The sequence below is a fragment of the Flavobacterium sp. YJ01 genome (genome assembly GCF_029320955.1).
Lineage (GTDB): Bacteria > Bacteroidota > Bacteroidia > Flavobacteriales > Flavobacteriaceae > Flavobacterium.
Map to the genome: position 1 here is coordinate 4075822 of NZ_CP119757.1, position 13484 is coordinate 4089305.

At 33.4% G+C, this 13484-nt stretch carries 13 protein-coding genes; 2 read left to right on the top strand and 11 right to left on the bottom strand.

The window, feature by feature from the left end; all coding sequences use genetic code 11:
• Positions 1-11 precede the first annotated feature (11 nt).
• The gene (locus P0R33_RS17965) at positions 12-776 is read left to right on the top strand and encodes a LytTR family DNA-binding domain-containing protein (protein WP_276172538.1); all 765 of its coding nucleotides are present in this window, start codon (positions 12-14) and stop codon (positions 774-776) included.
• On the opposite strand, the gene P0R33_RS17970 is transcribed toward P0R33_RS17965, so the two are convergent.
• The 3 genes from P0R33_RS17970 to P0R33_RS17980 all read right to left on the bottom strand — a co-directional run bounded on the left by P0R33_RS17970 (position 777) and on the right by P0R33_RS17980 (position 3900).
• Positions 777-1298 carry a hypothetical protein gene (locus tag P0R33_RS17970; RefSeq protein WP_276172539.1) on the bottom strand — a complete coding sequence of 174 codons (522 nt, stop codon included), beginning with the start codon at positions 1296-1298 and terminating at the stop codon, positions 777-779.
• A 127-nt stretch (positions 1299-1425) separates the two neighbouring features.
• Positions 1426-2451 (bottom strand): COX15/CtaA family protein, encoded by a 1026-nt coding sequence (locus P0R33_RS17975; protein ID WP_276172540.1) that lies wholly within the window; start codon positions 2449-2451, stop codon positions 1426-1428.
• Between the two features lie 15 nt (positions 2452-2466).
• Positions 2467-3900, bottom strand: coding sequence for an HD domain-containing protein (locus P0R33_RS17980; RefSeq protein WP_276172541.1), 1434 nt, complete (start codon positions 3898-3900; stop codon positions 2467-2469).
• 401 nt (positions 3901-4301) lie between these two features.
• Here P0R33_RS17980 and yaaA point away from each other — a divergent pair, with 401 nt between their 5' ends.
• Entirely contained in the window at positions 4302-5060 is a 759-nt protein-coding gene (yaaA, locus tag P0R33_RS17985; RefSeq protein WP_276172542.1) for a peroxide stress protein YaaA, read from the top strand.
• Between the two features lie 185 nt (positions 5061-5245).
• Here yaaA and P0R33_RS17990 read toward each other — a convergent pair whose 3' ends face one another.
• The 8 genes from P0R33_RS17990 to trpB all read right to left on the bottom strand — a co-directional run bounded on the left by P0R33_RS17990 (position 5246) and on the right by trpB (position 13481).
• A complete protein-coding gene (locus tag P0R33_RS17990; RefSeq protein WP_276172543.1) occupies positions 5246-6832 on the bottom strand; it encodes an MDR family MFS transporter in 1587 nt (528 codons plus the stop codon).
• A gap of 4 nt (positions 6833-6836) precedes the next feature.
• Positions 6837-7916: an HlyD family secretion protein gene (locus P0R33_RS17995; RefSeq protein ID WP_276172544.1), complete on the bottom strand. Its 1080-nt coding sequence runs from the start codon at positions 7914-7916 to the stop codon at positions 6837-6839.
• A gap of 12 nt (positions 7917-7928) precedes the next feature.
• Positions 7929-9251, bottom strand: coding sequence for a TolC family protein (locus P0R33_RS18000; protein WP_276172545.1), 1323 nt, complete (start codon positions 9249-9251; stop codon positions 7929-7931).
• Positions 9241-9870: a TetR family transcriptional regulator gene (locus P0R33_RS18005; RefSeq protein ID WP_276172546.1), complete on the bottom strand. Its 630-nt coding sequence runs from the start codon at positions 9868-9870 to the stop codon at positions 9241-9243. Before P0R33_RS18005 ends, P0R33_RS18000 begins: the two co-directional genes overlap by 11 nt.
• A 293-nt stretch (positions 9871-10163) precedes the next feature.
• Complete coding sequence (trpA, locus tag P0R33_RS18010; protein ID WP_276172547.1) at positions 10164-10925, bottom strand: tryptophan synthase subunit alpha; 762 nt, start codon at positions 10923-10925, stop codon at positions 10164-10166.
• A gap of 237 nt (positions 10926-11162) precedes the next feature.
• Positions 11163-11900: a carbon-nitrogen hydrolase family protein gene (locus tag P0R33_RS18015; RefSeq protein ID WP_276172548.1), complete on the bottom strand. Its 738-nt coding sequence runs from the start codon at positions 11898-11900 to the stop codon at positions 11163-11165.
• A gap of 7 nt (positions 11901-11907) precedes the next feature.
• On the bottom strand, positions 11908-12228 hold the full coding sequence (locus P0R33_RS18020; RefSeq protein ID WP_109194532.1) for a gamma-glutamylcyclotransferase family protein: 321 nt from the start codon (positions 12226-12228) through the stop codon (positions 11908-11910).
• 71 nt (positions 12229-12299) lie between these two features.
• The gene (gene trpB, locus P0R33_RS18025; RefSeq protein WP_276172549.1) at positions 12300-13481 is read right to left on the bottom strand and encodes a tryptophan synthase subunit beta; all 1182 of its coding nucleotides are present in this window, start codon (positions 13479-13481) and stop codon (positions 12300-12302) included.
• Positions 13482-13484 lie beyond the last annotated feature (3 nt).

Consider the following 13484-nt stretch of genomic DNA (forward strand, 5'->3'; position numbering starts at 1 on the left):
TAGTATAATAGATGATTACATTAATTATAGAAGACGAAAAACCGGCAGCAAGATTGTTGCAGAGAAAACTTGAAAAGTTAGATGTAACTGTAGAAACGATGCTTCATTCGGTTGAAGAATCAGTTCAATGGTTTGAAAATAATCCGCATCCAGATTTAATTTTTCTGGATATTCAACTATCTGACGGTTTGTCTTTTGAAATTTTTGAAAAGATCGATATCAAAAGCGCTATAATCTTTACAACAGCGTATGATGAATATGCTTTAAAGGCTTTTAAGCTAAACAGTATAGATTATTTACTAAAGCCAATTGATGAGGATGATTTGGAAACTGCGGTTTCTAAATATAAAACGCGAATTCCGAAAACAGCAGAAACTTCAAACCTGCAATTAGATTTTGAACAGATTCGCCAAATGCTTTCAAATCCATTTGAAAAGGAATATAAAAAAAGATTTACGGTAAAAATTGGTCAGCATCTAAAAGTCATTACAACTGAAGAAATTGAATGTTTTTTTAGTGAAAATAAAGGAACATACATTCACACATACGACAATCGCGATTATTTGATTGATTCGACTTTAGAAATTTTGGAGCAAGAATTGGACAAAAAGGATTTCTTTCGCGTAAGCAGAAAATTTATTGTGCCGTTAAAAGCGATTAAAGAAATTCAGGTTTATACTAATTCTCGACTTAAAATGATTCTTCCAACTTATAAAGAAGATGAGGTAATTGTGAGTCGTGAAAAAGTACAAGATTTTAAGACTTGGCTAGGATAATTATCTGTCCATAGTAGACATAATTTCTATAGCTCCAAATTTCCAGTCAGGATTCAATTGTATTGCAACAGAGGGTTCTACAAAAGCTATTGATGAAATTTTCAGCGCATCGTCAGTATTTGGAGTGGTTTTTATGTATCTCACAAGTTCAGCATAAGGCAAATCTTTAAATTCTGCCCTACTTCCTATAATACCAATTTTAGATAAAGATTCAATTGTTGGAATTATCGTTTTTAACGATGAATGTTCTATATTATTTTTATAGAAAGTATCAAGAATATATTTTTTGGTAACATAGATAAGAACTCCTGATTTAGAGCCGAATTTTTGTTCAATTTCTTCCGCATTTCCTTTATAAAAAAACAGCAACATATCATTCTGATTGATATGTTTCAAAGTATTTTCTGCCTGATCCATATAGCCAATATTTTTAGAATCTAAAATAACTAATGGATTGCCTTTTGTTTGTCCAGAAATAAAACAACTAAAAAATACAGTTAAAACAACGAATAATTTTTTCATGCAATAATTATTTAGTTAATCATTAATGATGCAAGATAAGGTGTTTTTCTGATTTTTTGCAAGAATTATCTTGTGTTTGTGTAAAAAAAAGAGCCTCATATTGAAGCTCTCTTATATTAGATTTTTTTTATTTACTCAATCTATGCAATGTAAATGTCATGGCGCTCAAAAGGAAAAATGCCATAATTTGGTGAATTAATCCTAAAGCCAAAGGAACGCTATACAATAAAGTAAAAACTCCAAGTAAGAATTGGATAAAAACAAAAACAACTAAAGTATTGATTCCGTTTGATTGAGTTCTTGTAAGCGTATATTTTTTGCTTTTAAAGAAAAGAAAAAGAATAATTGCTACGACAACATAAGCAAAAGTTCTATGCACAAATTGAACACCGCTTTTTCCTTCAATTAAATTTTTTATTAAAGAAGATTGTTCAATAAAAACCGATTCGTGAATAAATTCTCCGTCGCTCATTAATGGCCAATGATTGTGAATTAATCCTGCATTTAACCCAGCAACAAAACCGCCATAAATAATCTGAATTAGTAAAGCAACTAAAGCGTAACGAGCAATTTTTCTAAGAGGTAATATTTTGTTGATATTTCTTTCTGGATAAATTAAATCGAGCGCAACCCAAAGCGTGTAGGCGAACGTAATGAAAGCAAAAGTTAAGTGAAGCGAAAGTCTAAAATGACTCACATCTGGATTATCAATTAATCCGCTACGAACCATAAACCATCCCAAAAATCCTTGGAAACCGCCCATTGCCAAAAGAACTACACATTTTTTGATTGTTGGAGTGTCTAATTTCTTTTTTGCTAAAAAGTACACAAATGGCACAAAGAAAACTAATCCAATAATACGGCCGATAAAACGGTGAAACCATTCCCAGAAATAAATAAATTTATAATCTGAAAGCTGAAAATCGTTGTGAATATTGATTTTTTGATACTCTGGAAATTTTTTATATTCGTCAAAAGCAGCTTGCCATTTGGCTTCTGTTAAAGGTGGAAATGTATCCGTTACCAAATGCCAGTCGGTCATTGATAAACCTGAATTGGTTAAACGGGTAATTCCGCCTACAACAACCATTAAAAATAATAAAACACAACCTGATAGTAACCAAATGATTACTGATTTATTCTCTTTTTTCATTTTATTAAATAATACTTATTTCTCAACTTTTTTTAAGCCTAATTTCTCAGCTCTTTTAATCACAAAATCGTAAGCAGCTTGATATTCATTTGGAATCACACCTTCTAAAATAGCTTCTTTTACGGCCTCTTTCAAAACACCAATTTCGCGTGAAGGTTTTAGATTGAAGATTTCCATAATTTCTTCACCCGAAATTGGGGGTTGAAAATTACGTACTTGATCGCGTTCTTCTACTTCGACAATTTTCTTGCGAACAACTTCAAAGTTTTTATGGTATTTCTTGAATTTCGCTGGATTTTTAGTCGTGATATCAGCTTCACACAAAGTCATTAAATCTTCAACATCTTCGCCAGCATCAAAAACCAAACGGCGAACTGCACTGTCAGTTACAATATCTTGCGCCAAAACAATCGGACGCGAACTCATAATAACCATTTTTTGCACAAATTTCATTTTGTGGTTTAAAGGCATGTGTAAACGTTCGAAGATTTTCTTAGCCATTTTTCCGCCGAGGAATTCATGTCCATGAAAAGTCCAGCCTTGTTTTTTAGTGAAACGTTTTGTTGGTGCTTTTCCAATATCATGCAATAATGCCGCCCATCGCAACCAAACATCGTCTGTATTTGGGCAAATATTATCAACAACTTCAAGTGTGTGATAAAAATTGTTTTTATGCGTATGACCTTCAATTTCTTCTACTTGATTCAACGCTGTTAATTCAGGTAAGATTAAGTCTAAAAGTCCCGTTTTGTATAAAAGTAAAAATCCCGTTGAAGGTTTTGGAGTAGAAAGAATTTTATTCAATTCGTCTACAATTCTTTCGCCAGAAATAATTTTGATTCTTTCGGCATTTTTTGTGATAGCATTCAATGAATTTTCTTCGATTTCAAAATTCAATTGCGTTGCAAAACGAATCGCGCGAAGCATTCGCAAAGGATCATCAGAATACGTGATATCTGGATCTAAAGGTGTTTTTATAGTTTTATTTTCTAAATCAGTTAATCCATCAAAAGGATCTAGAAGATCTCCGAAATTACTTTGGTTTAATGATAAAGCCAAAGCATTAATGGTAAAATCACGACGATTTTGATCATCTTGCAAAGTTCCGTTTTCTACAACTGGATTTCGGCTGTCACGAGTATAAGATTCTTTTCTGGCACCAACAAATTCGATATCGGTATCTTCAAAACGAAGCATTGCTGTTCCGTAAGTTTTAAAAACCTGAACTTTTGGTTTATTCGGAAGTAAATCAGAAACTTTAAGCGCCAATTCGATGCCACTTCCAACAGCAACTACATCAATATCTTTTTTAGAACCTCGATTTAAAAGCAAGTCACGAACAAATCCTCCTATCACGTAAGAGTCAACATTTAATTCTTGAGAAGCTTTCGAAATAATATCGAAGATTTTGTTTTGTAAAGCAGTTTTATAGTTTGTTTGTATCGCCACGAATTCACTAATTTTTTAATAAAAAGCATTTCAGATTTTAATAGAAATAAAATGCATGCAAATTTACAACATAGAAAATGCCTTTTATAATCTAGAGCTGACTTTTTTGAACAATTTCACATTTTGTAGCATTGATTTTTATGAATTGAGAAAGGGTTGCTATGAATTTCACGAATTTTCACGAATTTATTTTTTTGTAGAGATTTTTTTTGCCACAGATTAAAAAGATTTACACAGATTTTTTTAATCATTTTAATCCTGTAATCTGTGGCTATAAAAAGAAAATTAGTGGAAATTCGTGAAATTCGTGGCAAGAAAAATACAACAATAGAACAAATCAATTGCGATAATCTTTTTTTAGAAATTCAATTTGTATTTTTGAATCATAGAAAAAAGCACAAATGAAAATAGTTATATCGCCAGCGAAGTCTTTGAATTTTGAAAAAGAATTACCAACATCTCAGTATACAGAACCTTCATTTCTAAAAGAAGCGAGAGTAGTTCATAAAGTAGTAAAACAAAAAAAGCCATCTGAATTATCAGAACTAATGTCAATATCAGACAAATTAGCCGATTTAAACTGGAAAAGAAATCAAGATTGGAAAACACCTTTTACACCAGAAAATGCACGTCCAGCGATTTATACTTTCGACGGTGATGTTTACACGGGTTTGGATGCTTATACAATTCCACTAGAAAAATTAGATGTTCTTCAAGATAAATTAAGAATCTTATCTGGTCTTTACGGACTTTTGAAACCCCTAGATTTAATGCAGGCATACCGTTTAGAAATGGGAACAAAAATGCCTGTTGGCGAATCTAAAAATTTACATGAGTTTTGGAAACCACCAGTAACCAAAGCTTTAAATAAAGAATTGAAAAAAGATGAATTATTCGTGAATTTAGCGAGTAACGAATATTTTTCTGCGGTTGATGTAAAAGGGTTGAAAGTTCCTGTAATTACTCCAGATTTCAAAGATTACAAAGACGGAAAATTAAAAATGATTAGTTTCTTTGCCAAAAAGGCGAGGGGAATGATGGTTCGTTATATTATTGATACGAATGCAGAAACGATTGATGATTTAAAAGGTTTTAATTATGAAGGATATCAGTTTGATGCCAATCTTTCAAAAGCAAATCATTTGGTTTTTACGAGATAGTTTTTTTAAGGTTCTGAGTTGCTAAGATGCTAAGATTCTAAGATTTTTTATTAGAGAGCCGAAGGCTCGGAACATATTGTAGGCAGGGATTTTAATCCCTGTAGATTTTGTGAATGTCAAAAAAAAAATAAACGCCGAATTCAATTTAGAATTCGGCGTTTCTGCGTATTATAAACTTATTATTATTAATGCATTGCGTCGGCTGCATTAATTTTGTTCTTCCCTTTTTTGATAAAGAGAATAATCGGTATGCAACATAAAAACATAATTCCTAAATAAAGGAAAATATCCATATAAGCCATTACAGTACTTTGTTTCATTATAGAGTATTCTATAGCTTGGTAAGCTTTTTTAAGAGCAACATCAGCACTGTATCCTTTTGCCATAAAAGCGTGCTGCATTCCAGTAACACGTTGCTGTACTTCAAATTTGGCAGGATCTAAATTATTAATTAAATCTACTCTGTGAGATTGGCTGAAACGAGTTATAAATGTTGTAATAATCGCAATACCAAAAGATCCGCCTAATTGACGCATCATTCCAGTAAATGCCGCTCCTTCACCAATTTGTTTTCCTTTCAATGTAGAAAGAGAAAGCGTTGTAATCGGAACGAAAAGCAATCCTAAACCAATTCCTCTTAAGATTAATGGCCAGTACATATGCTCGACTCCAGTATCTGGTGTCATACGGCTGTACATCATAAAAGTAAAGAAGAAGAAAACTAAAAATCCAACTCCAACCATATAACCTTGCGGAACACCTTTCTGAATCATATTACCCACAAAAGGCATCATAATAGCCGTTGTAATAGATCCAGGAATTAATAATAATCCGGCATCAGTTGCGGTCCATCCTAAAATAGACTGTGTATAAATCGGAATAATTAACGTTGAACCGTACAATCCAAATCCAAGAATGAAACACATAATAGTTCCGATTCTTAAATTTCCGTCTTTTAAGACACTTAGGTTTACAATTGGATGTTTATAAGTAAGTTCTCTCCAGATAAACAATACTAAACCAAGAACAGTTACAACGCTTAAGGTAACAATTAAAGAATCATTAAACCAATCGTCTTGTTGGCCGTGCTCTAATACAAATTGTAAAGAACCAATAAAGGCGCTCAACAAAATAATTCCCCACCAGTCAACCTGATTTGCTTTTAATTTCTCTCCATATTTCGGACTTCTAACAAATGTTAAAGCCAAAATAGTGGCAATAATTCCCAACGGAATATTGATATAGAAAATATAAGGCCAAGAATAATTGTCTACTAAATATCCTCCCAAAGGCGGACCAAGAGTTGGACCAACAATTACACCCATTCCGTAAATAGCTTGCGCCATTCCACGTTTTGCTACAGGGTAACTTTCTGTAATAATCGTTTGGGCTGTTACAAGTAACGCTCCACCACCCATACCTTGTACGAATCTGAAGGCTACAAGTTCCCATATATTTGTGGCATTTCCGCACAAAAAGGAGCAGACTGTAAATATTATGATCGAAGCCACAAAGTAATTACGTCGTCCAAATTGTTGCGATAGCCAGCTCGTCATCGGAATTACAATAACATTCGCAATTGCGTATGCTGTAATAACCCATGCTACATCGGTCAAGGTAGCACCAAGACTTCCGCGCATGTCAGTTAGCGCTACGTTTACAATCGTGGTATCAACAATTTCCAGCAATGCACAAAGTACAGCTGTAATTGTAATGATCACTCGACGGTAACCGTATTCTACTAAATCGTCATCTTGTACTGCTGCTGCCATTTATTTATTTTAAATGTACATCTACATCAACATTCATTCCTGGTCTCAAAAGTTTTACTTTTTCAGGATCGTTAGATTGATCTAAACTAATTTTTACTGGTAATCTCTGAATTGTTTTTACGAAGTTTCCTGTTGCATTGTCAGGAGGTAATAATGAAAAACGAGACCCTGTTGCTGGTGAAAATGATGTTACAGTTCCTTTAAATTCGTAGTTTGGATAAGCATCAACTTTTAAGCTTACTTTTTGTCCAATCACCATTTTATTCAATTGTGTTTCTTTAAAGTTTGCTACAACCCAAGCTTCATTATTATTGATGATATAAAATAAAGATTGTCCTGGTTGAACCAATTGTCCTGGCTGAATATCAACTTTAGAAACCTGACCATCAATTGCAGCGGTAACAACTGTGTAAGAAAGATTTAAATGCGCAACATCTAACATTGTTTTTGCTTTTTTGATGTTTGCGGCAGCAACTTCTGTTTGTTTATCAGAAACTTTAGATTTTGATTGAATAACAGATTTTTGGTAAGAAGTAGCTTTTTGTTGTTGTTCTAAAACGCGTACTTGGTTTTCAGCTTCTTCTTTTGCTGTCAAAGCTTGCTCATATTGTTGTTTTGTAATTGTATGAGTTTTGTACAAGTTGTTGTAACGGTTATAATCGTTTGTAAGCTGTCTCAATCTAATCTTAGCACTTTCGATAGAACCACTTGCAGATCTCATTTGAGCATCAGAAACCGAAATACTTGCATAAGCACTTCCAATATCTGCTTTTGCAGCTTCAAATTGACCTTCAGCTCCCAATAATGCAGCATTAGCTTCATCGATTTTTAATTGATAATCTCTCTTATCGATAGTAAATAAAGTATCTCCTTTTTTTACATAATCATTATCTTTCACATAAACTTTGCTGATATATCCAGAAACTCTCGGGATAATCGGATTCATTCTTTTCTCAATCTGAGCATCATCCGTTTCTTCGTGAGCTTGTGAATGTAAATATTTTGAGATTCCGTAAGTTCCTCCCAATAAAACCATAACGGTTAATATGATGATGAATTTTTTATTTGTCTTTTTCTTTTCCATGAGAGCTATCGATTATATTTTAGAAAGATTGAATGATTGTGATAATTGTCCTGATACTGAAAGTAATTCGTAATATTTTTGAATGATTGATGCTTTTGCAACCGCAGTATTTATTTTAGCGCTTAATTGCTCAACATCTGCTTCAACCAAGTCGTTGGTATCTGCCAATCCATTATCGAATTTGTCTTTAACAAGTCTGTAGTTTTCAGCAGCTTGTTGAAGCGCTTCTTCATAAACCACACTTTGATTAATTGCTAAGTCATAATCTTCAAGAGATTTCTGAACTTCAACTTTAATGCGGTCTGTCATGATAGCTTCTGTATTTTTTACTTCAAGTGCTCTACTTTCAGCTTCTTTTACGTGTGCGCTATTTTTTATAATTCCTGATAAATCATAAGATAAACCTAAACCAAAATTCATAGCATATTTTACAGTAATGATATCTTTAAGATCTAACGCTGTGTAACCTCCAAGTAATGAAAGAGTTGGATAATAACCTGCTTTTGCAATCTTAACATTGGCTTCAGAAGCTTTAGATTGTAAACGAATTGCTTCCAAATCTTTTCTGCTTTCTAATGCTAATGCATCTGTTGTTGGAGCATTATTTGTCTTCAAATTAAAGAAATCATCCTCATTAACCTGAAGTTTTGTTTCAGGAGCTAATTTCAATAAAGTCGTCAAATAGAAATTGATATTGTTTAAATTGTTAGTTGCTTCATCAATAGATAATTGCGTTTTTGAAACTAACAATTGCGCTTTCAACAAATCGTTTCTCGGAATAATTCCGTTTTTCTCCAATTCTATAAAATCTGTTACACGCTGTTTAGCACTTTTTTGATTTTCATTTAGAACATCTAAAGTTTTTTGCGCTTTGTATAATGCAGTATAATAAGTAATTACTCGTAAAGCTACATCTTCTTTTGTTTTTGCAGCATTTGCAGTTTCAGCTTCATACAAATTATCATAAGCATCGATACTGCTTTGAATTTTAAATCCAGCAAAAATTGGTAAACTTAAATTTGCCATTCCTAACATTGCGCGATCCGGAGAAGCTAAAGTAGCAGCACTTTCCCCTTCGTTGTGCATATCAATCGAAGCTTTTGTTAGTCGCTGATATTGTCCAGAAATTTTAAGATCAGGATATTGATTGTTTTTTACGGCTGTTAACTCGTGTTTTTTTGTGTTTACCTTAGTGTTGGCAAGCGTAACTTCGTTACTCTTTTCCCAAGCCATTTTTACGGCTTCATCTAAAGTTAAACTTGTTTTTTCTTGTGCTTCTATTGAAGATATTCCAATAAAGAAAACCCCAAAGAGCATTAATTGACTAATTTTCATAAACAAGTAGCGCTTTTATAGTTTGTTGAATGTGCTTTTTTAGATCGTTGTTAATGTAATTGTTAAACATTTCTTCTGTTTTTAAACCCAGTAATTCTTCGAAGAATGAGCGGTTCATGTGAAAGTGAAAAAAGGTTCCAATAATTGTTGGTGTAATGAGTTGGATATTAATATCTTTTCTAAAAACTCCCTCAGCTTGACCTTGCTTGATAATGCTTTCAACCGATTTTAAATTTCCCTTTTTAAGTTCAGTAAATGCTTGAAGGCTTTTCTCTCGCTTTTTATTGTAAAGTTCAAAATGTAAAACTCTGTAAATCCCTTTGTTAAGGCAAATTCTGTTAATGTAAATTTCGATTAATTTATTGACTTTTTCAAGAGGTTCAAGATTTTCTTGTAATAAATTTTCGAGTTGTAGTTTTAAATCAACAGTTTTGTGAAAAATCAAAGCTTCCAAAAGTCTTTCTTTCGAACCAAAATAATACGAAACCATGGCAATATTAATTTTTGCCTCTTTGGAAATGTCCCGTATCGATGTTCCCTCAAATCCTTTCTCAGAAAACAGCTTTTCAGCAACGTTAAGAATCTGAATTTTTTTGTCGTTCAATTCAATCTGTGACATGGTATTGTTTCTAATCGGATGCAAAATTAAACACTTGTTTAATTTAAACACTTGTTTAATTTTATTTTAACACAATATTAACATAAAACGGTTTCGATAATTTTGAGCAAAAAAAAGCTGAAACATAGATGGTGTTTCAGCTTTATTCACAATCTTGTAATTCCGAGGAACGAGGAATCTTCGTAAGTAGCTCTACAAAGATTGAGGCTTTCGATTGTGGAATTTCTTACGAAGATTCCTCGTTCCTCGGAATGACAAACTAAGCGTTTATTAAAAGTTTATATAAGATTTAATTATCGAATCTCTCCAACAAATTCCTCAATTTTCCCACTTCCACTTTCGCTCAAATGCTTAATAAAAGCACTTCCAATAATTGCGCCTTTTGCATATTTTGTAGCCTGATTGAAAGTTTCTTTATTCGAAATTCCGAAACCAACGATTTGAGGATTTTTCAAATTCATTTCAGCAATTCTTTCAAAATAGGTTTCCTGAGTATTGCCAAATCCAGATTGAGATCCTGTAACGCTTGCAGAACTTACCATATAAATAAATCCGTTTGAAACGCTGTCAATAAAACGAATTCTTTCGTCTGAAGTTTGTGGTGTAATCAAAAACACATTTATTAATCCGTATTTTTCGAAAATCGCTTTGTATTCATCTGCATAAACATCAACTGGAAGATCTGGAATAATTAAACCGTCAATTCCAATTTCTGCACATTTTTTACAGAAAGCTTCAACACCATATTGCAACATCGGATTAAAATATCCCATAATAATCAACGGAATTTTTACGCTTTCGCGGATGTTTTTCAGTTGGTCAAAAAGAATTTGAGTTGTCATTCCGTTATGAAGAGCCGTTGTAGAACTTGCCTGAATCGTTGGTCCGTCTGCCAAAGGATCGCTAAAAGGAAGTCCGATTTCGATTAAATCAACGCCGTTTTTTTCCAAATCCTGAATAATCTGCACCGTATCGTTTAAATTCGGATATCCAGCAGAAAAATAGATCGAAAGGATCTTTTTATCTTCTTGTAATTTTTGAGTTATTCTGTTCATTTTTAGTGTGTTTTTCTCCTGCAAGTCCCGAAACTTCGGGATAAAAACTTGTAGGTATGTTAGTTTGTTTTGCCACAGATTAAAAGGATTTTCACTGATTATTATTTGAATTTTATTTCACGCAGATTTAAATTGATTTAAGCTGATTCATGCAGATTTTTTAATTAAATCTGCTCTAATCTGCGAAATCTGCGTGAAAAAAATCTATGCAAATATGTGAATCTGTAGCATTATTTTTTAAAAATTTAAAAGCTTACTTGTCCAAGTATCATTTTGTTTTTCAACTAATAATAATCCGGAATCTGAATCATTCATTTGCCCAATTAATTCACCTTTATTATTCCAAAAAGCACTTTGTCCAGCCGATGGAGAACCCCAAGATTCGCCGCTGAAATTCGACATTAAAACATTCATTTTATTTTTTTGGGCATATTGCTGTAAATCTCGATAGGCATTAGGAATTCCGTTTGGCGAAAAGAAAATGCTCGCAATATAAATGTCTGCGTTATTCTCTGAAGCATTTTCTGGATGTTTCGGATTATCAATATCAGCACAAATCGCAAATGAAATTTTCTCATTTTCAACCTCAATCATCGGATTATTATCAAATGAAGATTGAAAATATTGATCTTCTCCTTCATGCAAAAACTGTTTCGTATAAATAGAAACCGAATCGCTCGGAGCAATAATGAATTCGCCAATAAACAATTGATCTTCAATTAAAATAGGAGCTCCAGCAATAATTGTGATGTTGTAATCTGTTGCCAAATCTTTCAGATGATCAATTCTGTAATCATCTTCGGCGAAAGCCAAATCTCTAGCATTTTCTCTTTCATAACCCGTAATTGACATTTCTGGAAAAGCTATTAATTGCGCGCCATTTTGTGCTGCCAATTCAATAAGTTTGTAATGATCTAATAAATTGGAAGCAATATTTCCGCGTTTTGGTTTTGTTTGCGCTGCCGCTAAAATCATTTTTCAATTATTTATTTTCCGTATAAATCCAAGCCGTTCTTCCAGATTTTAATTTTACCTGAACTCTTTTATAAGAATTAGATTCGAACTGATCTACTTTTAATAATTCGTTATTAGTCACTTCAAAAACAGCACCGTGTATAATGTCTTCCAGATTTTCGCTAGGGACTGCAACAACATAATCTGCCATTCCAAATTCTTCTTCAATTTGCAAACTTTTAAGTTTGTAACCCAATATTTGATCTTGAGTTCCCACTAAAACTTTATTAAAAATCTGCATCTGAATTTGCTTTGATCTTAGTGTTCCGTATGAGAATAATAGTTCCATAATTATGATTTTTCTCGTTATTTGTTAGCGTTGGCAATTTTTAAAAACCAACCTGCAAATTACAATTTTTATTACAATTTAAAGTAATCAATATAATTATCTAAATCTTTATCGCCACGACCAGAAAGGCTAATAACCACAACATCTGTAGGTTTGAATTTCTTTTGATCTAAAACTGCAAAAGCGTGAGCACTTTCAATTGCAGGAATAATTCCTTCTAGTTTTGTCAATTGAAGACCAGCATTCATAGCATCATCATCCGTTACAGAGAAAAATTCGCCACGTCCGCTTTGTGCTAAATGCGCGTGTAAAGGCCCAACTCCTGGATAATCTAATCCCGCAGAAATAGAATAAGGTTCTGTAATTTGTCCATCTGGGGTTTGCATTAAAAGTGTTTTACAGCCGTGAATAACACCAACTTTTCCTAATTTACTTGTAGCAGCGCTATGACCGCTATCAACACCTTTTCCAGCTGCTTCCACGGCAATAATTCCAACTTCTGGTTCGTGAAGAAAGTGGTAATAAGTTCCAGCCGCGTTACTTCCGCCACCAATACAAGCAACTACATAATCAGGGTTTTCGCGACCTTCTTTTTCTTTCAATTGCCATTTAATTTCTTCTGAAATAATACTCTGAAAACGCGTTACCATATCAGGATAAGGATGCGGTCCAATTGCCGATCCGATAATATAATGTGTGTCAACTGGATTGTTGATCCAATCACGGATTGCTTCGTTTGTTGCGTCTTTTAAAGTTCTTGAACCCGAAAGTGCCGGACGAACTTCTGCGCCTAACATTTTCATGCGCGCTACGTTTGGTGCTTGGCGGGCAATGTCGATTTCACCCATATAAACGATACATTCGATTCCCATTAAAGCGCAAACCGTTGCTGTTGCCACACCGTGCTGACCAGCTCCAGTTTCGGCAATAATTCTTTTTTTGCCTAGACGTTTTGCTAATAAAATCTGTCCGATTGTATTATTTACTTTGTGCGCTCCTGTGTGATTTAAGTCTTCTCTTTTTAGATAAACTTTGGTATTGTATTTTTCAGATAAGCGTTTTGCAAAATACAATGGACTTGGGCGTCCAACGTAATCCTTAAGCAGTTGGTTGAACTCAGCTTTAAAATCTGGTTCGTCCATAATGCTTAAATATTTCTGGCGTAGTTCTTCTACATTCGGATATAACATTTCTGGAATAAAAGCTCCGCCAAATTCTCCGTAATATCCTTTTTCGTTAACGTTAAAACTCATTTT